Genomic DNA, 18,679 nt, shown 5'->3' on the forward strand with positions numbered 1-18,679 from the left:
AGCCTCATCCGTACTATTTCGTCTCTCCATTTCGCCATAGCAAAGAAAGGCCCGTGAACGTCGTGACCACGCAACTGGGTAAGACCGTCGCCGAACCTGTGAAGCCGGCCGAGCAACTGGATTATCATGCACTTAACGCGCTGCTGAACTTGTATGACGAGAACGGCAAGATTCAGTTCGACAAGGACCGCGAGGCCGCGAACCAATTCTTCCTCCAGCACGTCAACCAGAACACTGTCTACTTCCACGACTTGGAAGAGAAGATGCGCTACCTGGTGGAAAACAAGTACTACGAGCCAGAGCTCATCGAGCAGTACGACTTCGAATTCATCAAATCCCTGTTCAAGCGTGCCTATGCCTTTAAATTCCGTTTTAAGACCTTCCTTGGCGCCTACAAGTACTACACGTCGTACACCCTGAAGACCTTCGACGGCCGCCGCTACCTCGAGCGCTTCGAAGACCGCGTGTCCATGACCGCACTCTTCTTGGCTGATGGTGACACGGAGGTGGCTGAGCATCTCGTGGATGAAATCATGACCGGCCGCTTCCAGCCGGCTACCCCGACCTTCCTCAACGCCGGCAAGGCCCAGCGTGGCGAGCTGGTGTCCTGCTTCCTGTTGCGCATCGAGGACAACATGGAGTCGATTGGGCGCTCTATTAACTCCGCCCTGCAACTGTCCAAGCGCGGCGGCGGCGTTGCCCTGTTGCTGTCCAACATCCGCGAATCCGGCGCGCCGATCAAGCACATCGAGAACCAGTCTTCCGGCGTCATCCCCGTGATGAAGCTGCTGGAGGATTCCTTCTCCTATGCCAACCAGCTGGGCGCTCGCCAGGGCGCTGGCGCGGTGTATCTCAACGCGCACCACCCGGACATCATGAGCTTCCTTGACACCAAGCGTGAGAATGCGGACGAGAAGATCCGTATCAAGACCCTTTCGCTTGGCATCGTGATCCCCGACATCACCTTCGAGCTGGCAAAGCGTAACGATGACATGTACCTGTTCAGCCCGTACGATGTCGAGCGCGTCTACGGCAAGGCCTTCGGCGATATTTCCATCACCGAGCACTACGAAGAGATGGTCGAGGATCCACGTATCCGCAAGAAGAAGATCAACGCTCGCCACTTCTTCCAGACCGTCGCGGAGCTGCAGTTCGAGTCCGGTTACCCGTACATCATGTTCGAGGACACCGTGAACCGCGCCAACCCGGTCAAGACCGGGCGCATCAACATGTCGAACCTGTGCTCCGAGATTCTGCAGGTGAACGCCCCGTCAGAGCTTAACGACGACCTCACCTACAAGACCTTGGGTAGCGATATTTCCTGCAACCTTGGTTCCCTCAATATCGCGGCTACCATGGATTCCCCGGACTTCGCCTTGACGGTGGAAACCGCTATCCGTGGCTTGACGGCTGTGGCGGACAAGACCTCCATCGACTCCGTTCCCTCCGTGCGCAAGGGCAACGATGATTCCCACGCGATTGGCCTGGGGCAGATGAACCTGCACGGCTACCTTGGCCGCGAGCACATTGAGTACGGCTCCGATGAAGGCTTGGACTTCACCAACGCTTACTTCGCCGCCATCATGTACGCCGCGTTGCGTGCATCCAACAAGCTGGCCCGCGAGCGTGGCGAGTACTTCACCGAGTTCCCCGAGTCTGACTATGCCAGCGGTGAGTTCTTCGACCGTTATGATCCGGCTGACTTTGCTCCGCGCACGGAAAAGGTCAAGGAGCTCTTCGCTAAGTCCTCGATTCACACCCCGTCGGCGGAGGAGTGGGCTGCGCTGAAGGCGGACGTCGCCAAGCACGGCATCTACAACCGCAACCTGCAGGCAGTGCCGCCGACCGGATCGATTTCGTACATCAACAACTCGACGTCCTCGATTCACCCGATCGCCTCCAAGATTGAAATCCGCAAGGAAGGCAAGATTGGCCGCGTCTACTATCCGGCGCCGCACATGGACAACGACAACCTGGAGTACTTCAAGGACTCCTATGAGATCGGCTACGAGAAGATCATCGACACCTACGCCGAGGCTACGAAGTACGTTGACCAAGGCCTGTCGCTGACGCTGTTCTTCAAGGACACCGCCACTACCCGCGATATCAACCGCGCCCAGATCTACGCATGGCGCAAGGGTATTAAGACCCTCTACTACATTCGCCTGCGCCAGATGGCTCTGGAGGGAACCGAGGTTGAGGGCTGCGTTTCCTGCATGCTCTAGTTCTTGTTAGTCCTTGTTCGCACGCGCCTCAATTAGGATGGCGCGTGCGATTTTTTCTGCCTCGGGGGAGTCGCCGCGGTGGATTGCCTCCGCTAGATCCAGGTGGCGCTGTTCGGTGCCGGCCGTGGGGTTGCGTTTGCGGGAGCCAAAGAGGGAACGGCCGCGCACCATGGACAGCAGATAGGGGCTGAGAGCTGAAAACATCTCATTGCCCGAGGCGTGGAGAACCATGGCATGAAAACGCAGGTCGGTAGCGAGGTGCTCACCGACGCGCCGCGTTGGCGTGTCTTGGAGGCGTTGGGCCAGCTCTAAGATCTCTTCCTTATCTTCTTGGGACGCATGCAGCGCAGCGAGGCCGGCGGCGACGGGCTCGATGGCAAGGCGCAGTTCGTTGAGTGAGGAGCGCTGCCTGTCGCGGGATTTCTCTGAGCTCAGGCGCCACGAAATGATGGCGGGATCATATACCGCCCACTCGCTGATGGGGAGCACCGTGATACCTACGCGGCGTGAAGAAGAGACCATGCCTAAGTGCTCTAGGGCGCGCATTGCCTCGCGGGCTACGGTTCGGGAAACTCCGAAACGCGCGCAGAGGTCGGTGAGTGTAAAACGCTCGCCGGCGGCAAGGGTGCCGCTGACGATGTCGGCGCCCATGGTGTCTAGAACGGTGCTGAGTAGGGGAGCGGAGGGCTCAGTCACGGGGAGTCGGTACCTCCATCGACATTTGGGGGCGTGTGAACAGGGCTTAAGTATAAAACACGCAGGAATTTTGGCCCCTAGTTTTACCGGGTACCATGGCACCAGACTCACAATAACTAGTAAGACGAGGTGACGTGCGTGTCTCACGAGTACGACGATTACATCGCTAGCCACGAGGCTCCGGTGAAGGCAATTAACTGGAACACGATTCCAGATGAGAAGGATCTCGAGGTGTGGGATCGCCTCACCGGTAACTTCTGGCTCCCGGAAAAGGTGCCGGTGTCTAACGATATCCAGAGCTGGAAAACTCTGACTGAGAAGGAGCAGGAGACCACCATGCGTGTCTTCGCTGGTCTCACTCTGCTCGATACCATCCAGGGCACCGTCGGTGCGGTATCGCTGCTTCCCGACGCCACCACTCTCCACGAAGAGGCGGTCTATACCAACATCGCCTTCATGGAGTCTGTTCACGCGAAGTCCTACTCCAATATCTTTATGACGTTGGCGTCGACTCCCATGATTAACGATGCCTTCCGCTGGTCCGAAGAGAATGAAAACCTCCAGCGCAAGGCAAAAATCGTCATGTCCTACTATCAGGGCGATGACCCGCTGAAGAAGAAGGTTGCGTCTACTTTGCTGGAATCCTTCCTCTTCTACTCAGGCTTCTTCCTGCCGATGTACTTCTCGTCGCGCGCAAAGCTGACGAACACGGCCGATATCATCCGCCTGATCATCCGCGATGAGGCTGTTCATGGCTATTACATTGGTTACAAGTTCCAGCAGGGCTACAAGAAGCTCTCGGAGTCGGAGCAGGAAGAGATGAAGGGCTACGCCTTCGACCTGCTCTATGAACTCTACGAGAACGAGATCGACTACACCGAGGATCTCTACGATGAGTTGGGCTGGACCGAGGATGTAAAGCGCTTCCTTCGCTACAACGCCAACAAGGCGCTCAATAACCTAGGCTTCGAGGGGCTTTTCCCGGCTGATGAAACCCGCGTGTCCCCGGCCATCCTGTCCTCCTTGTCTCCGAACGCGGATGAGAACCATGACTTCTTCTCTGGCTCCGGTTCCTCCTATGTGATTGGCAAGGCGGAGGAAACCACCGACGAGGACTGGGACTTCTAAGTACCATCCACTGCCACGCCGCACCTCCTAGAACGATCAACCGAAAGTTTGATTCTTTCAGGGGGTGCGTTTTCGGGTTTTAGGGGCCCGCACACTCGGCCATCTGTGTTCTAGATCACCGCCTGGTGAGGCATGGTGTAGCGGGTCTGCCACGTACAAGGGGTTATCCGGATAAAACGGGGCTAGCAAGGGCTACGGGGAATATCAGAGCGCTGGAAATTTGGCCCTGAGGTGCCCTAATATAAGGCGAGTAAACCTAGGTGTTTAATCACTGGGCGTGTGGCGCGATAAAACGCGTGATACCGATGTGGTTAGACGCTTGTTCTTCAGGAGGATTTTATGACCGCTGTGGCGCCACGGCTCGACGATTACGTCGCGCCTACACGTCCGGAGCCGACTGGTAACGCAAAGACCGGTTCCAAGGCGTGGATGTTGCTAACCACCACCGACCACAAGCAGCTGGGCATCATGTACATGATCATGGCCTTCAGCTTCTTCTTCCTCGGTGGCTTCATGGCTCTGCTGCTTCGCGCTGAGCTTTTCACCCCAGGATTGCAGTTCCTGTCCAACGAGCAGTTCAACCAGCTCTTCACCATGCACGGCACCGTCATGCTGCTGCTGTTTGCAACACCAGTGGTGTGGGCATTCGGTAACTATGTTCTGCCTCTGCAGATTGGCGCACCGGATGTGGCCTTCCCGCGTCTGAACGCTTTCGGTTTCTGGATTACCTTGACCGGCGGCATCGTGATGCTCGCGGGCTTCTTGACTCCGGGCGGCGCTGCTGACTTCGGCTGGACCATGTACGTCCCGCTGTCTGACGCGGTTCACACCCCGGGTATCGGCGCTGACATGTGGATCGTCGGCGTGGGTGCTACCGGTGTCGGTACCATTGCTTCCGCCATCAACATGATCACCACGGTCCTCACCCTGCGTGCACCGGGCATGACCATGTTCCGTCTGCCGGTCTTCACCTGGGCGGTGTTTACCGCATCTGTCATCGTCTTGATGATCTTCCCGCTGCTGACCGCTGCGGCGCTGGGTGTTCTTTATGACCGCAAGCTGGGCGGCCACATCTTCGACTCCGCCAACGGTGGCGGCATCCTGTGGCAGCACCTCTTCTGGTTCTTCGGCCACCCTGAGGTCTACGTCTTGGCACTGCCGTTCTTCGGCATCATTTCTGAGGTTGTACCTGTCTTCGCCCGTAAGCCCGTCTTCGGCTACATCGGTCTGGTCTTCGCTCTGCTGGCAATCGGTGCGCTGTCCATGGCTGTGTGGGCTCACCACATGTTCGTGACCGGTGCCATTCTGCTGCCGTTCTTCTCCTTCATGACCTTCCTCATTGCGGTTCCGACCGGTGTGAAGTTCTTCAACTGGGTCGGCACCATGTGGAAGGGCCACATCACCTGGGATACCCCGATGATCTTCGCCATGGGCTTCCTGGCAACCTTCCTCTTCGGTGGTATGACCGGTATTATGCTGGCCTCCCCGGCACTGGACTTCCACCTTGCTGAGTCCTACTTCCTGATTGCTCACTTCCACTACACCCTGTTCGGTACCGTGGTGTTCTCCGCCTTCGCTGGCCTGTACTTCTGGTTCCCGAAGATGACCGGCCGTATGCTCGATGAGCGCCTGGGCAAGATTCACTTCTGGCTGACCTTCATCGGCTTCCACGGCACCTTCCTTATCCAGCACTGGGTGGGCAACATGGGTATGCCGCGTCGTTACGCCGACTACCTGGAGTCTGATGGCTTCACGGTCTTCAACCAGATTTCCACCATCTTCTCCTTCGTCCTCGGCGCCTCGGTTATCCCGCTGATTTGGAACGTCTTCAAGTCCTGGCGTTACGGTGAGATCGTCACTGTGGACGATCCGTGGGGCTACGGCAACTCCCTCGAGTGGGCCACCTCCTGCCCGCCGCCGCGCCACAACTTCGTGTCGCTGCCGCGCATCCGTTCCGAGCGCCCGGCCTTCGAGCTGCACTACCCGCACATGGTTAAGCGCATGCGCGAGGAAGCACACGTCGGCCACTAAGCACTCACTAGCTGAGTACTCCTGAAAACGCCGCCTCCCCATCACCGCGATGGGGAGGCGGCGTTTGCCGTAGGTGAAAAGATTACGAACGTGGTGTGAGATAATAGGCCCCGTGGATAGTCAAAGTGAACAAGTCTTCGCCGTTGTTACCGCCTCCGGCCCCGATAAGCCAGGCGTGTCGGCGGCCTTCTTCCGCGTACTGGGCTCTCATGATGTGGAGCTCGTCGACGCCGAGCAAGCCATCTTCTCCGGTCGGATTTCGCTGTCTGCCTACATTCGGGTTCGTGCCTCGCGCCTCGAGGCATTGAAGCAGGGATTACGCAATACGCTGAGCATCTACGCGCAGTCCATCAACGTGGACCTGCGAGAAGAAGAGTCAACCTCACGCCCGCGCTCGACGCACGTCGTCGTGGTTCTGGGACGCCAGCTCAACGCCAGCCAGATGTCGGCCATTGCTAAGGAACTGGCTAACCTCAACGTCAACATCGACCGGATCCGCGGGCTCTCCACTTATCCGCTCAATGGCTTGGAGCTGTATATCACGATCGATGGTGCTGCCGATCCTGTCCGCGCCATGCTGGCCCGCCTAGCTACCGAGCAAGGTGTCGACATCGCCATCGAGCGCTCCGGCCTGCAGCGCCGCTCGAAGCGGCTTATCTGCTTTGACTGCGATTCCACCCTTATCACCGGCGAGGTCATCGAAATGCTGGCCGCCCACGCCGGCAAGGAAGCAGAGGTTGCCGCAGTGACGGAGCGCGCGATGCGCGGCGAGCTGGACTTCGAGCAATCCCTACGCGAGCGCGTCGCCACCCTGGAAGGTTTGCCGGAGTCCGTCATCGCAGAAACCGCCGCCGATATTTGCCTGACCCCGGGCGTGCGGACCACCATCCGCACCCTCAAGCGCATGGGCTACCGCGTTGCGGTAGTCTCTGGTGGCTTTATCCAAGTCCTCGAGGATTTAGCACAGGAACTCGACCTCGATTACGTGCGCGCCAACACCCTCGAAATCGTGGACGGTAAGCTCACCGGCCGCGTCATCGGTGACGTGGTGGACCGCAAGGCCAAGGAGAAGTTCCTGCGCGAATTCGCTGCGGATTCGGGCCTGAGCATGCTGCAGACCGTTGCCGTCGGCGACGGCGCTAACGATATCGACATGATTTCCGCCGCCGGCTTGGGCATCGCCTTCAACGCCAAGCCAGCGCTGCGCCAGGTTGCGGATACCTCCGTCAACCACCCGTACATGGATGAGATCCTGCAGATCCTCGGTATCCCGATGGAAGAAGTTGCCAGTGAGTAATCTCCGCGAGGCCCATCGCCGTCTTGCGGCTGCGTGCAGCGAGCGCAGTTGGCGCGATGACCCTGAGGACCCGAACAAACCCGAGACCATTCAGGCGATGCAGATCGCGCTCAACCTGCCCAAGCAGGATCCGCCCGCGCGCACCGAGGTGCTCGAGGCAGCAGCTAAAGGCGTCGTCAAGCTCTGTCTCGATGAGAGGGCTGGCCAGGATGGGGCCTTCGCCGAGGCCCTAGGGCAGTGGTACGGGCACCGCATCCGCAAGGTGGCGCGCCGCGCACGCAACAAGGCCTGGCGCGATGTGCAGTCCCTGCCGGGCGTCACCGTGGATGATCGCGCCCGCGTCTTCCTTCCCTCGGCAGTGCAGTACGTGCACCCACTCGTGGCGAAGCTACAGATCGGCCACACCGATCTGCCCCAGGATGAACCAGGGCCCGCGCTTGGCGACGCCCCCGTGATCTACGTCGACGCCTCCCTCGCCATGAGCGCGGGAAAGGCCGCAGCACAGGTAGGACACGGTTCGATGCTGTTAGCTGCGGCGATGAGCTCCGAGGAAGTGGAGGAATGGGCAGTACAGGACTTTGCGCTGTCCGTGCGCGAAATTCCCCATGAGGAATTTGCCGTGGCTTGCGCTTGCCCCGGCGCCGTCGTGGTGCATGACGCCGGTTTCACCGAGGTCGCTCCAGACTCAGCCACGGTGTGCGCGCTGCGTCACCCCTAGCGGGCCTCAACCAGGCGCTTGAGCGCGCCGCGCACGACCTGCGGGTCGCTCGTGGGCCACATCTGCGGCATCGAGGCGCGTAGGTAGGAGCCATAGCGCTTGGTTTCCAAGCGGCTATCGAGGACCGCGACGACCCCGCGGTCCGCAGTGGAGCGCAGGAGGCGGCCCGCGCCTTGGGCCATAAGCAGCGCCGCGTGCGTGGCAGATACCTCCATAAAACCGTTGCGCCCAGCCGCTTTCGCGGCCTCGGTGCGCGCTTGCATCAGGGGACTATCCGGGCGGGGGAAGGGGATGCGGTCGATGAGCACCAGGGAACACGCGGGGCCCGGGACGTCGACACCCTGCCAGAGAGTGAGCGTGCCGAACAGACAGGAGTTCTCGTTCTTTGTGAATTTATCCACGAGCGCGCCGATGGAGTCCTCGCCTTGGAGATAAATATCGAAAGGGAGCGTGGGCTTGAGCTCCTCGGCTGCTTGTTGCGCGGCCCGGCGTGAGGAGAAGAGACCGAGGGTGCGCCCGCCCGCGGCCATGATGAGCTCGCGGATTTCCTTAAGGGTCTGCGGGCTGAGTCCGTCGCGGCCTGGCTGCGGCAGGTGTGCCGCGGTATAAAGGATGCCGCTGCGCGCGGGGTCGAAAGGATAGCCCACGTCGAGACTGTCCCATGTACCTTTGGGCAGGCCCCATTGTGCGGCCATGGCGTCGAAGCGCCCGCCCAAGGCGAGCGTGGCGGAGGTTAGCACCACGGTCTGTTCGCCGAAGAGCTTTTCGTGCAACATGCCGGCGATGGAGAGCGGGGCCACGGCCAGGGTGTCGTTTAGCGTGCGCTCATCGCGTTCCAGCCACACCACGTCGGCGTGCGCTGCGGGGTCACCGGTGGCGAAGACGTCGAGGATGCGGGCGATGGCTTCGACGAGGCTGCCGAGGTGATTGGCCAGGTTTTGGCGCTCGGCAGATTTTTCTGGGTCTTGGGCCTGTTCGCCCTCGGGGGCGCGGGCGATGGTCTCGCGGCAGTCGCTTAACGTGTCCGCGAGGCTCATGAGTTGCTGCTTGGCTTCCTCCGGAAGATCGGTCCAGCGGCCCGGCGTGAATTCACCGAGTAGTTGGCTCAGTTCATTGGCTTGTTCGCTCAGCCGCTGGTCTTTGCCATTGGCGCCGAGGGACTTGGCGCGGTTGGCCGCCATTTTGAGGGCGCGCCCGGTGATCTCGGCGGTAGAGACCGAGGTGATGCGGCCATCTAGCTCGTGTGCCTCATCGATGATGACGACATCGTGCTCCGGCAGGATGTTGATGTCTGCCACCGCATCGATGGCGAGCAGCGCGTGGTTGGTGACGACGATGTCGACGTCTGCCGCGCGGCGCCGCGCGAGCTCCGCGAAGCAGTCCTCGCCGTGCGGGCAGCGGGTAGCACCAAGGCACTCATTGGAGGTGACGGAGACCTGCCGCCAGGCTAGATCGGGCACTCCCGGTTCGAGGTCCTCGCGGTCACCCGTCTCGGTGTCCTCCGCCCACTCGTAGACGCGCTGGACATGGCGGCCGAGGCTGGAGATGGCGTCCTGGTCAAGCAGGGCGTCTTCGTCGTCAAGCTCAGCGGCGCGGGAGACTTTGTTGAGGCAGACGTAGTTGGAACGCCCCTTCATGATGGCGAAGGTCGGCTTCTTTTCCAGGTGCGGTTCGAGGGCCTCGGCGAGGCGCGGCAGATCTCGTTCCACCAGCTGGCGTTGCAGTGCCAGCGTGGCCGTGGAAACAATCACGGTGTGCCCGGTCTCTTGCGCGTGGCGAAAAGCAGGGACGAGGTAAGCCAGTGATTTACCCGTACCCGTTCCAGCTTGCACGGCGAGGTGGCGCTCTTTTTCCAGCGCGGTGGTCACGGCTTCCGCCATGCGCACCTGGCCGGCACGCCGCGCACCTCCGAGGGCGGAGACGGCAGCGTCGAGGAGGTCAACCGTTGAATCCTGCATTTGAGTCAGTCTAGTCGGTTGCCTCCCGCACGCATCCTATGAGCCGAACCCGATGAAGCGGGTCGGCACTGCAGGTTCGTCGCGGGTCAGAGCTAAACCTTCCCACGGCAGAGTGGTGATGGCTTGGGCTAGGTACTCGCGGGCTTCGTGGAGGGTGGGCAGATTGTCCAGGATCTCTCCGTCGCGCATGAGCGGCACCGTCATGTCGCGGGTGCTCAGCGTCCCGGTGTCTGGGTCTTCGGCGGAGAAGGGGAGCACGAGCTCCTCGACGGCCACCCCGGAGGAGCGGTAGGTGCGCAGGGAGCGCTTTGCCCCGCCCTGCGACTTCTTCGAGGAGGAACGCTTGGCCACGGGATGGCCATCAACCTCGACGACCTTGTACACCATGCTGGCGGTTGGGGCGCCAGAGCCGGTGACCACCGAGGTACCGACGCCGTAGACGTCGACGGGATCTCCGCGCAGGCCAGCGATGGCGAACTCGTCCAGGTCGGAAGAGACAACGATCTTCGTGTTGTGGTTGCCCAAGTCATCGAGCTGTTTGCGCACACGGCGGGTGACAGCGGCCAAATCGCCGGAGTCGATGCGAACGCCGCCCAGCTCGGGGCCGGCCACCCGCACGGCGGTTTCCACGCCCTTGGTGATGTCGTAGGTATCCACCAACAGGGTGGTGCCTACGCCGAGGGTTTCGATCTGCCCGCGGAAGGCCGCCTCCTCGTTCGGGGTTCCGTCTTCGTTGACGTGCGCGAGCGTCCATGCATGCGCCGCGGTACCGGAGACCGGGATGTCGTAGCGGTAGCCAGCCTCCAGGTTGGAGGTGGCCTGGAAACCGGCTAGGTAGGCGGCGCGGGCGGCGGTGACGGCGGCATACTCGTGCGTGCGGCGCGAGCCCATCTCGATGATGGGGCGGCCATCCGCAGCCACCACCATGCGTGAGGCCGCAGAGGCCACTGCGGAATCGGAATTCATGATGGACAGGATCACGGTTTCCAGGATCAGGCATTCGCCAAAGGTTCCGCGCACGGTCAGCAGCGGCGAGTTGGGGAAGTACAGCTCGCCTTCGCGATAGCCATCGATGTGCCCGGAGAAACGGTAATTAGCCAGGTAGTCCTTGGTCTCTGCATCGAGGAAATCCATCTCCGCCAGCTGCTGAGCGGTGAAGCGGAAGTCTCGGACTGCGCGAAGGACACGCTCGGTGCCGGCGACAACACCGTAGCGCCGCTCGTTGGGGAGGCGGCGGGCAAACACTTCGCAGGCCACCTGGCGGTGTGCGGAGCCATCGCGCAGCGCAGCCTGCAGCATGGTCAGCTCATACTTATCGGTAAGCAGGGCCGTAGAACGATCGCTGGGCGCGATCCCAGAATCCTGGACGTTGTCTGAGGTAGTAGTCACATCGAAGATGCTACTCAGCGTGTACCGAAAAATCAGCAGTTCTATGCTTCGAGCTGAATGACAACGTAGACTTCGCCGTCGCTGTAAGCCGTGCCCACCGCAGCGGTGGTCATGCGGGGATCGCGCAAGGCGGCCACGTGGGAGGGGGAAGCTCGGAAGGCTTCGACAAACTCATATCCACTCGCCGTGTCCAAAGGAAGGTGGTGCTGGACCATCTGCACGTTTTCTTCAGATGGCCCTTCTTCGTGTGTTACCGCGTTGCATTCTGCCTTTTCGCGGGCAGCGGTTTGGCGGTCGATCCCGGGCACCAGCGGGGTTAGGCCATCCTCCTTACGCCACGTGTTGAGCGCCTCTATGAGCTCATCCTGGATGGTGGCGAGCTGGCGTTGGACGGGGACGTCGGGAAGCTCGTAATCGCACGTCGCCGGCGCGGGAGGCTCAGAATCCTGTGAGCTGCCGTTATCGGAGGGGTTGGTCAAGCTGAGCACGGCGGTCACGAGCGTGCCACCGAGGACCAATACGGTGATGATGCGCTGCACGAGAGGCACAAGGTCTTCTCTTGAGGGTTGGCGTCCCGCGAGAATGTCAGTAACGGCTGGGGGAAGGGAGAAAGAATTCATCGATGCCACCTGCAAACGACAATCAGGTTAAAGGTCGAAGACAGTATAACTGTTCGCGCGATAAAAAAATTTGGCTAGTGTAGAGGACATGAAAGCGCACAACGAAACGTCCGCAGTCGTGGTGATGAGTTCGCCCATGGCCACCCCGGAGCTGGATGAGGCGATTGACGTCGACGTCGCCACGAGCGAAAACCTGCCGTGGATGTGCATTGTCTGGGATGACCCAGTCAACCTAATGAGCTACGTTTCCTACGTGTTCCAGACCGTTTTGGGTTATGACAAGAAGCGAGCTAACGAGCTGATGATGCAAGTCCATACCGAAGGTAAGGCAGCGGTGTCCTCGGGCGAACGCGACAAGGTTGAAGCTGACGTGAAGAAACTACAGGTCGCCGGCCTGTGGGCCACGATGCAGCAGGCAGGATAAGAGTATGCAGACGTGGAAGAAGAAAAAGTCCTTCATGCGTGGTGCGAAGTACACCACCGTATTCGAGCCCATGGAGCGTGAAGTCCTCGGTGATCTCACCGCGACGGTCTCCGAGGCCATCATCGCCCGCGCGCAGTCAGCGCCGAAGGATGAATTAGCGGACATGCTCGACATGCCCACTGGCCACACCGAAGCACCGGAGGATCCGTCACTGGCCCGTCTCTTTCCAGACTTCCAGAAGCCAGGGGATGAGGAGTTCGATGGTGATAATTCGCTGCTGCGCTCGCTGCACGAGAATGACATCGCGCGCGCCAAGCTGGAGAATCTCCAGGTGATTAACACCGCCCTTGGCCCCACTGGCGGGGTAGAGGTGGCTATCAGTGAGGAAGAGGCACATGCTTTCCTCGCCGGCCTCAATGACCTGCGCCTCTACATCGCTGCGGGGGACGTGCCGCAGGATACCCCCGGGGCAGACCGCGATGCGCTCGTGGAATGGCTGGCCTTCTGCCAGGATTCGCTGCTCAACGTCATCATGGACTAGCAGAAGCGCAGGCCGGGATTGGAGACGTAGTCCTTGCCTCACGCTTGCTAAAGTTGGAGGCATTATGACCACGAGTGGACCCTTTGGCCAGCAGCAATCGCATGAGCCCAACCCTTTCCAACCCCGCCCGGCAGGACCGGGAACGGGGCACCAACCCGTACTCAACAAGGGGGACTCGAAGAACTACACCCGGACCGGACGTTTAAAAACGGCTGCGTCTTTAACGGTGGGCTTCCTGGCCGTCGAGTGGATCATCCACATCATCAACTTCCTGTTCTTTGGAAGCGAGCTGGGGCAGTACGGCATTCACCCGTTGGATTTCAACGGTATCTGGGGGATCTTCACCGCGCCGCTGCTCCACGCAAACTTTGAGCACCTCATCGGTAACTCGCTGCCAGGTGCGGTGTTTTGTTTCCTGATTGGCCTATCCGGGCGTAAGGCGTGGTGGGAGGTCACCATCATCGTGGTACTCATCGCCGGTGTTGGCACGTGGCTGCTGGGCGGGCCGGGAACCTCGCATATTGGCGCCTCGGGCGTGGTGTATGGCTGGTTGGCATACCTTATCGTGCGGGGTATCTTTAACCGCTCGTTGAGCCAGTTCCTCGTTGGCTTAGGCCTTGGTTTTGCCTACTCCGGCCTCATCTGGGGCGTGCTGCCCATCTATGAGGGAGTGAGCTGGCAGGGCCACCTTTTCGGTGCCATTGGCGGCATCGTTGCGGGCATGGTGATCACCTCTGATGACCCGATGAGAAAGGTTAAGCCTGCGCCTCGAGGAGTGATGAACTAATGGCTGATGCAACCTCTCCCATTGGGATTTTTGATTCAGGTGTAGGCGGACTCACCGTTGCGCGCACAATCATTGAGCAGCTTCCCGACGAATCCATCGTCTACATCGGCGATACCGCCCGTGCCCCTTATGGCCCGCGGCCCATTGCCCAAGTCCGTGAGCTGTCCACCGCGATTGCTGATGAACTCGTGGAGCGTGGCTGCAAGATGCTGGTGATTGCGTGCAACACCGCCACCGCAGCCTTCCTCCACGATGCCCGCGAGCGCTACGACATTCCGGTCGTCGAGGTGATTCGTCCGGCCGTGCGCCGTGCCATTGCCACCACCCGCAACGGCAAGATCGGCGTGATCGGCACGGAGGGCACCATTAATTCAGGTGCTTATCAAGATCTTTTTGCGGTCAACCCGAACGTCGAGTGCGAGGCAGTTGCTTGCCCGGACTTTGTGAACTTTGTCGAGCGCGGCATTACCGCTGGGCGCCAGATCCTCGGTGTGGCGGAAGGCTACCTCGCTCCGCTGCAATCGGCAGGGGTCGACACACTCGTCCTCGGCTGCACGCACTACCCGCTGCTCACAGGCGTCATCCAGCTCGCTATCGGTGACAACGTCACCTTGGTGTCTTCCGCTGAGGAGACCACGAAGGACGTTTTGCGCATCCTCACCAACATGGACATGCTTGCCCCGGCGGGGCAAGTGCCAACCCGCAGTTTTGAGTGCACTGGTGACCACGCGGCGTTCGAGCGTTTGGCTACGCGATTCCTGGGACCCAAGATTTAGCACCGGCAAAGATGTACAATCGAGCCAAATCTCGCATCCCCCATTGTTTCGTGGAACTATTGAACGCATGAAGCTGACCATCCTAGGCTGTTCCGGGTCGGTGCCCACTGTGGGTAATCCGGCCTCTGGCTACCTCCTGTCATTCCCCTCGGCTCCGTCCATCATCATGGACCTCGGCCCGGGTACGCTTGCTCGCCTGCAGGAACTCCAGGATCCGTGCGATGCTCACGTGGCATTAACGCATCTCCACGCTGACCACTGCCTAGACTTCCCGTCGCTGATGGTCTGGCGTCGCTTCCACCCCACGGCCCCGGCAGCTTCCCGCAATTTTTGCCTCGGCCCGGCGGCGACTGAAACCCACTTGGGTCGGTTGTCATCGGATGCCCCGGATGGGGTGGATGATATGAGTGATTCCTTTGCGTTTAGTCCGTGGGTGGACCGTGAGCGCCAGCTTGTCGACGATGTCTACATCACGCCTTTCCGTACCGTGCACCCGGTAGAAACGTATGCTCTGCGGGTCGAGCACACGAAGACCGGCGCAACTGTGTGTTACTCGGCGGATTCCGCTTATACGCCCGCACTCGTTGAGGCCGCCCAAGGCGTGGATGCTTTCCTCTGTGAGGCTGCTTGGGGCGAGACTTCGGAGGATAAGGCTCCAGACATGCACATGTCGGGAGCAGAAGCTGGGCGCCTAGCGCGTGAGGCAGGGGTAAAGAAGCTCGTGCTTGTTCACCTGCAGCCGTGGGGCGATGTCGCCGCAACATATGCTGCTGCTGCCCGCGAGTTCGACGGAGAGATCGTCGTCGGCGCCGCTGGGATGGAGCTCGACTTTTAACACGCGCGGTAGGGTAGTGGGCATGACTGATTTCACTCGTGCTGATGGTCGCGCGCTCGACCAACTCCGTAGCGTTCGCATTACCCCTAAATTCACCACCAACCCGGCTGGGTCGGTGCTGGTGGAGTTCGGCAACACCCGAGTCATGTGTACGGCTTCCGTGGAATTCGGGGTGCCGCGTTTTAAGAAGGATTCCGGCGAGGGCTGGCTGACTGCTGAGTACGCCATGTTGCCTTCTGCAACCCACGAGCGCATGCCGCGCGAGTCGATGAAGGGCAAGGTCAAGGGCCGCACCCACGAGATTTCCCGCCTGGTGGGCCGCAGCCTGCGCGCCGCCGTGGACCTGTCTGAGCTGGGGGAGAACACCATCCAGCTGGATTGCGACGTGCTGCAGGCAGACGGCGGTACCCGCACGGCGTCGATTACCGGCGCGTATGTGGCGCTGGCTGATGCGATTGCTTACCTCAAGGAGGAAGGCGTCGTCCCGGGCGAGCCGCTGCTGGATCCCATCGCTGCTGTTTCCGTCGGCATCATCGACGGTCACGTGTGCCTCGACCTGCCCTATGAGGAGGATTCTCGCGCGGAGGTTGATCTCAACGTGGTGATGCAGGAAGGCGGAGACTTCGTTGAGATTCAGGGCACGGGCGAGCACGGTTTGTTCGGCCGCGCGGAGCTCAACGACATGTTGGACGTGGCGCAGGCTGGTTGCGCCCAGCTTATCGACGCTCAAAAGGCGGCCCTCGGATGGTAAAGCTCCTCGTCGCTTCGAATAATGCCAAGAAGCTCAAGGAACTAGAGAAGATCCTCGCCGACGCCGGCATCGCGGGCATCGAGCTGCTCCCACTGTCCGCGGTGGAGGCTTATCCGGAGCCCGTGGAGGATGGCCGCACCTTTGCCGATAATGCGCTGATTAAGGCGCGCGCCGGGGTGAAGCACACCGGCTTGGCAACGATTGCGGATGATTCCGGCCTCGCGGTGGAAGAACTCAACGGCATGCCGGGCGTGCTTTCGGCCCGCTGGTCGGGCGGACATGGCGACGATGAAGCGAATAATCGTTTGCTGTTGGGGCAGATGTCTCACGTACCCGCAGAGCGTCGCGCGGCTGCCTTCGTGTCGGTCTGCGCGCTGGTGACCCCGGATGGCCAGGAGCACGTGGTGGAGGGCCGCTGGCCAGGCTCCTTGCTCACCGCTCCACAGGGCGAAAATGGCTTCGGCTACGATCCCCTCTTCCAGCCCGAGGGCGAATCCCGTTCCGCCGCGGAAATGTCCCCGGAGGAAAAGAACGCGGTGTCGCACCGTGGCCGCGCACTGGCGCAGCTGCGCGAACCTTTGGCGGCCCTCGCCGGGCAAGCCTAAGCGCGGCCCTGCGCGGAACTGGGAATAACAAAAGCCCCGCTCGAAATTTGCCGAGCGGGGTTTGAAATTGTGCGCCCGGTGAGACTTGAACTCACACGTCATAAGACACTAGAACCTAAATCTAGCGCGTCTGCCAATTCCGCCACGGGCGCTGGTTTTGTTGCTGCGGAGTACTACCTTCTCTGCGCAACGTCCACTAGCCTACAGGGCAGCAGGCCGCGGAAGGAAATCCACTTTTCACGGCGTGGTGGGTAGGCTGTTGTGGGTGAGCACCAACCCAGCACCGAAAAAGCGGATGAAGGTTCGATGGTGGCACATCGTCCTCATCGTGTTCTTTGTCGTGCTCTTTTTGTTCCTTGCCTATTGGCAGTGGACTCGGTTCCGCTCTGGCTCGGGAACCTTCCAAAATCTGGGATACGCCTTCCAGTGGCCGCTCTTCGCGGTGTTCGTGGTCTACGCATACCGCACCGCTATGCGCTACGAGAATGAGCGTATCGATGCAGAGAACGAAGCCCTCGAGCGGGGAGAAGAACCAGCTCAGTATGAAGCAAAGAGCGTGAGGTCAACCAAGGAACAAGCCGTGACCAAGATCGACGAGGATTTCCTGCCACCTCGGCCGCAGGTTGATGTGGAAACCTTCAACGCCATGAACAAACAGCGCCGCCGTCGCGGCACCGAAGAGGAGAATCAATGAGCAACGCCGTCCACCCAGACCGCCAGGCCCGCATTCGTGGTCCGCTGAAGTTCTTTTCCATCGCCGCCACGGTTACCGGTATCTTCCTTCTTATTTTGGTTGTGCGCATGATCCTGCAGTACGGCGTAGGCATGGAAATGCCGTCGTGGGCCACGCTCATTGCCCAAGCCCACGGCGTGGCCTATATGGTCTACCTCGTCTCCATCCTGGTTCTTGGGCCGCGCGTCATGTGGCCGGTGAGCAAGTTGTTCACCACGGCGCTTGCCGGTGTTGTCCCGTTCCTGTCCTTCTGGATGGAGCACAAGCGTCGCACTGAAATCGTCGAAAAGTTCCAGCTTTAGGCGCCTTCCACCGGCACCATCGTGAGGTTGGCGCCGGCATCGACCACATCCTCGGCTAGATCCTGGGATAGGTCAGTCGTTGTGATGACCGTGTCTACTTGATCAAATGTGGCCACGCGGTGGGCTGACATGCGCGTGAATTTCTCTGGTGTGGTGACAACGATGACTCGTCGGGCGGCTTGGAAATAGGCCCGCTTAATGGTCGCCTCGGTGAGGTTCGGGGACATAAGGCCTACCGACGGAGTGCACGCGCAGATTCCGACAATCGCGAGGTCGAAGCGCATGGACAGGACTGTTTCAACCGCTTCCGCCCCGTACACCGCAAGATCGTCGCTGTTGACGGTTCCGCCGGGAATGATGACGTCACTGCCCGGCGTCTTGGCTAATGCTGCGCCCGCGTACAGGGACATCGCTAGTGCTGTGATGTCCATGCCGGCGAGATTGCGGGCAACGGCAGTTGGTGTTGTCCCTGAGTCAACGAGTACGCAGGAGCCTGGTTCAACGAGGCGGGCAGCCTCCGCAGCAATCGCCCGTTTGCCGGCGGGATCCTCTTTTCTGCGTACCTCCAGGGGATAGCGGGCGCCCCTTCGAACCGCGGGGCGTGCTCCTCCGTGAAATCGTTCGAGGGCCCCTACTTCTTCCAGCGCCGTGAGGTCGCGGCGGATGGTAATAGCGGAAGCTCCGGTGAGTTCTTGTAATTGGCTGACCGTTTTGCTTCCTGAGTCAACGGCCCAAATGATTCTGCGCTGGCGTTCTTCCTTGTCCATGGGCTTGATTGTATCGGCATGAAATGACCATGGTCGGTGAACGCTTCAATCTTTAATCTGTAGCTTGTCAAGGTAAAAAGCCACGTCATGCACGAT

Annotated in this window: 19 protein-coding genes and 1 tRNA gene; 14 read left to right on the forward strand and 6 right to left on the reverse strand. The window is 60.4% G+C overall.

Annotation, left to right across the window (positions count from 1 at the left end):
- The first annotated feature begins 62 nt into the window (after positions 1-62).
- Positions 63-2,225, forward strand: coding sequence for a class 1b ribonucleoside-diphosphate reductase subunit alpha (gene nrdE, locus M5J06_RS05825; protein WP_250224188.1), 2,163 nt, complete (start codon positions 63-65; stop codon positions 2,223-2,225).
- Between the two features lie 6 nt (positions 2,226-2,231).
- Here nrdE and M5J06_RS05830 read toward each other — a convergent pair whose 3' ends face one another.
- A complete protein-coding gene (locus M5J06_RS05830) occupies positions 2,232-2,876 on the reverse strand; it encodes a FadR/GntR family transcriptional regulator (RefSeq protein WP_154762484.1) in 645 nt (214 codons plus the stop codon).
- 183 nt (positions 2,877-3,059) lie between these two features.
- Here M5J06_RS05830 and nrdF point away from each other — a divergent pair, with 183 nt between their 5' ends.
- The 4 genes from nrdF to M5J06_RS05850 all read left to right on the forward strand — a co-directional run bounded on the left by nrdF (position 3,060) and on the right by M5J06_RS05850 (position 8,095).
- Entirely contained in the window at positions 3,060-4,049 is a 990-nt protein-coding gene (gene nrdF / locus M5J06_RS05835; protein WP_070522424.1) for a class 1b ribonucleoside-diphosphate reductase subunit beta, read from the forward strand.
- 339 nt (positions 4,050-4,388) lie between these two features.
- Positions 4,389-6,080 carry an aa3-type cytochrome oxidase subunit I gene (gene ctaD / locus M5J06_RS05840; RefSeq protein WP_250224189.1) on the forward strand — a complete coding sequence of 564 codons (1,692 nt, stop codon included), beginning with the start codon at positions 4,389-4,391 and terminating at the stop codon, positions 6,078-6,080.
- A 103-nt stretch (positions 6,081-6,183) separates the two neighbouring features.
- On the forward strand, positions 6,184-7,377 hold the full coding sequence (serB, locus tag M5J06_RS05845; protein ID WP_250224275.1) for a phosphoserine phosphatase SerB: 1,194 nt from the start codon (positions 6,184-6,186) through the stop codon (positions 7,375-7,377).
- On the forward strand, positions 7,370-8,095 hold the full coding sequence (locus M5J06_RS05850) for a peptidyl-tRNA hydrolase (protein WP_250224190.1): 726 nt from the start codon (positions 7,370-7,372) through the stop codon (positions 8,093-8,095). Before serB ends, M5J06_RS05850 begins: the two co-directional genes overlap by 8 nt.
- Here M5J06_RS05850 and M5J06_RS05855 read toward each other — a convergent pair.
- From M5J06_RS05855 to M5J06_RS05865, 3 genes are read right to left on the reverse strand one after another with little or no spacing between them, the layout of a single operon-like run.
- Complete coding sequence (locus tag M5J06_RS05855) at positions 8,092-10,053, reverse strand: ATP-dependent DNA helicase (protein WP_250224191.1); 1,962 nt, start codon at positions 10,051-10,053, stop codon at positions 8,092-8,094. The genes M5J06_RS05850 and M5J06_RS05855 overlap by 4 nt on opposite strands.
- 36 nt (positions 10,054-10,089) lie before the next feature.
- Positions 10,090-11,442, reverse strand: coding sequence for a nicotinate phosphoribosyltransferase (locus M5J06_RS05860; protein ID WP_367615193.1), 1,353 nt, complete (start codon positions 11,440-11,442; stop codon positions 10,090-10,092).
- 41 nt (positions 11,443-11,483) lie between these two features.
- Complete coding sequence (locus tag M5J06_RS05865) at positions 11,484-12,062, reverse strand: CAP domain-containing protein (protein WP_154737084.1); 579 nt, start codon at positions 12,060-12,062, stop codon at positions 11,484-11,486.
- Positions 12,063-12,150: 88 nt separating this feature from the next.
- Between M5J06_RS05865 and clpS the strand changes: the two genes are divergently transcribed.
- The 7 genes from clpS to rdgB all read left to right on the forward strand — a co-directional run bounded on the left by clpS (position 12,151) and on the right by rdgB (position 16,781).
- The gene (gene clpS, locus M5J06_RS05870; RefSeq protein ID WP_070522406.1) at positions 12,151-12,486 is read left to right on the forward strand and encodes an ATP-dependent Clp protease adapter ClpS; all 336 of its coding nucleotides are present in this window, start codon (positions 12,151-12,153) and stop codon (positions 12,484-12,486) included.
- A gap of 4 nt (positions 12,487-12,490) precedes the next feature.
- A complete protein-coding gene (locus tag M5J06_RS05875) occupies positions 12,491-13,027 on the forward strand; it encodes a DUF2017 domain-containing protein (protein ID WP_070522403.1) in 537 nt (178 codons plus the stop codon).
- A gap of 64 nt (positions 13,028-13,091) precedes the next feature.
- Positions 13,092-13,814 carry a rhomboid family intramembrane serine protease gene (locus M5J06_RS05880; RefSeq protein ID WP_070562138.1) on the forward strand — a complete coding sequence of 241 codons (723 nt, stop codon included), beginning with the start codon at positions 13,092-13,094 and terminating at the stop codon, positions 13,812-13,814.
- Positions 13,814-14,590, forward strand: coding sequence for a glutamate racemase (gene murI, locus M5J06_RS05885; RefSeq protein WP_143336183.1), 777 nt, complete (start codon positions 13,814-13,816; stop codon positions 14,588-14,590). The genes M5J06_RS05880 and murI overlap by 1 nt, the downstream gene beginning before the upstream one ends.
- A gap of 67 nt (positions 14,591-14,657) precedes the next feature.
- Complete coding sequence (locus M5J06_RS05890) at positions 14,658-15,425, forward strand: MBL fold metallo-hydrolase (RefSeq protein WP_070522394.1); 768 nt, start codon at positions 14,658-14,660, stop codon at positions 15,423-15,425.
- A gap of 22 nt (positions 15,426-15,447) precedes the next feature.
- A complete protein-coding gene (rph, locus tag M5J06_RS05895) occupies positions 15,448-16,176 on the forward strand; it encodes a ribonuclease PH (RefSeq protein WP_250224192.1) in 729 nt (242 codons plus the stop codon).
- Positions 16,170-16,781, forward strand: coding sequence for an RdgB/HAM1 family non-canonical purine NTP pyrophosphatase (gene rdgB, locus M5J06_RS05900; protein WP_144677026.1), 612 nt, complete (start codon positions 16,170-16,172; stop codon positions 16,779-16,781). The genes rph and rdgB overlap by 7 nt, the downstream gene beginning before the upstream one ends.
- Before the next feature lie 70 nt (positions 16,782-16,851).
- Here the strand turns inward: rdgB and M5J06_RS05905 are convergent.
- A tRNA-Leu gene (locus M5J06_RS05905) sits at positions 16,852-16,933 on the reverse strand.
- Between the two features lie 143 nt (positions 16,934-17,076).
- On the opposite strand from M5J06_RS05905, the gene M5J06_RS05910 reads away from it, so the two are divergent.
- Both M5J06_RS05910 and M5J06_RS05915 read left to right on the forward strand, forming a co-directional pair.
- Positions 17,077-17,475, forward strand: coding sequence for an SURF1 family protein (locus M5J06_RS05910; RefSeq protein ID WP_070522389.1), 399 nt, complete (start codon positions 17,077-17,079; stop codon positions 17,473-17,475).
- Positions 17,472-17,816 carry a DUF3817 domain-containing protein gene (locus M5J06_RS05915; protein WP_070522386.1) on the forward strand — a complete coding sequence of 115 codons (345 nt, stop codon included), beginning with the start codon at positions 17,472-17,474 and terminating at the stop codon, positions 17,814-17,816. The genes M5J06_RS05910 and M5J06_RS05915 overlap by 4 nt, the downstream gene beginning before the upstream one ends.
- Here M5J06_RS05915 and M5J06_RS05920 read toward each other — a convergent pair.
- Positions 17,813-18,583, reverse strand: coding sequence for a DeoR/GlpR family DNA-binding transcription regulator (locus tag M5J06_RS05920; RefSeq protein ID WP_250224193.1), 771 nt, complete (start codon positions 18,581-18,583; stop codon positions 17,813-17,815). The two genes, M5J06_RS05915 and M5J06_RS05920, sit on opposite strands and share 4 nt — an antisense overlap.
- Positions 18,584-18,679 lie beyond the last annotated feature (96 nt).

This window comes from Corynebacterium intestinale (assembly GCF_023574125.1).
In the GTDB taxonomy this organism is placed as follows: domain Bacteria; phylum Actinomycetota; class Actinomycetes; order Mycobacteriales; family Mycobacteriaceae; genus Corynebacterium; species Corynebacterium hesseae.

What these genes read in the sequence shown, in the direction of transcription:
- M5J06_RS05865 (WP_154737084.1), bottom strand. Translation starts at nt 12,062, where the DNA reads ATGAATTCTTTCTCCCTTCCCCCAGCCGTTACTGACATTCTCGCGGGA.
- M5J06_RS05855 (WP_250224191.1), bottom strand. Translation starts at nt 10,053, where the DNA reads ATGCAGGATTCAACGGTTGACCTCCTCGACGCTGCCGTCTCCGCCCTC.
- murI (WP_143336183.1), top strand. Translation starts at nt 13,814, where the DNA reads ATGGCTGATGCAACCTCTCCCATTGGGATTTTTGATTCAGGTGTAGGC.
- M5J06_RS05830 (WP_154762484.1), bottom strand. Translation starts at nt 2,876, where the DNA reads ATGGGCGCCGACATCGTCAGCGGCACCCTTGCCGCCGGCGAGCGTTTT.
- M5J06_RS05880 (WP_070562138.1), top strand. Translation starts at nt 13,092, where the DNA reads ATGACCACGAGTGGACCCTTTGGCCAGCAGCAATCGCATGAGCCCAAC.
- rdgB (WP_144677026.1), top strand. Translation starts at nt 16,170, where the DNA reads ATGGTAAAGCTCCTCGTCGCTTCGAATAATGCCAAGAAGCTCAAGGAA.
- M5J06_RS05920 (WP_250224193.1), bottom strand. Translation starts at nt 18,583, where the DNA reads ATGGACAAGGAAGAACGCCAGCGCAGAATCATTTGGGCCGTTGACTCA.
- M5J06_RS05875 (WP_070522403.1), top strand. Translation starts at nt 12,491, where the DNA reads ATGCAGACGTGGAAGAAGAAAAAGTCCTTCATGCGTGGTGCGAAGTAC.
- ctaD (WP_250224189.1), top strand. Translation starts at nt 4,389, where the DNA reads ATGACCGCTGTGGCGCCACGGCTCGACGATTACGTCGCGCCTACACGT.
- M5J06_RS05890 (WP_070522394.1), top strand. Translation starts at nt 14,658, where the DNA reads ATGAAGCTGACCATCCTAGGCTGTTCCGGGTCGGTGCCCACTGTGGGT.
- M5J06_RS05915 (WP_070522386.1), top strand. Translation starts at nt 17,472, where the DNA reads ATGAGCAACGCCGTCCACCCAGACCGCCAGGCCCGCATTCGTGGTCCG.
- clpS (WP_070522406.1), top strand. Translation starts at nt 12,151, where the DNA reads ATGAAAGCGCACAACGAAACGTCCGCAGTCGTGGTGATGAGTTCGCCC.
- M5J06_RS05910 (WP_070522389.1), top strand. Translation starts at nt 17,077, where the DNA reads ATGAAGGTTCGATGGTGGCACATCGTCCTCATCGTGTTCTTTGTCGTG.
- rph (WP_250224192.1), top strand. Translation starts at nt 15,448, where the DNA reads ATGACTGATTTCACTCGTGCTGATGGTCGCGCGCTCGACCAACTCCGT.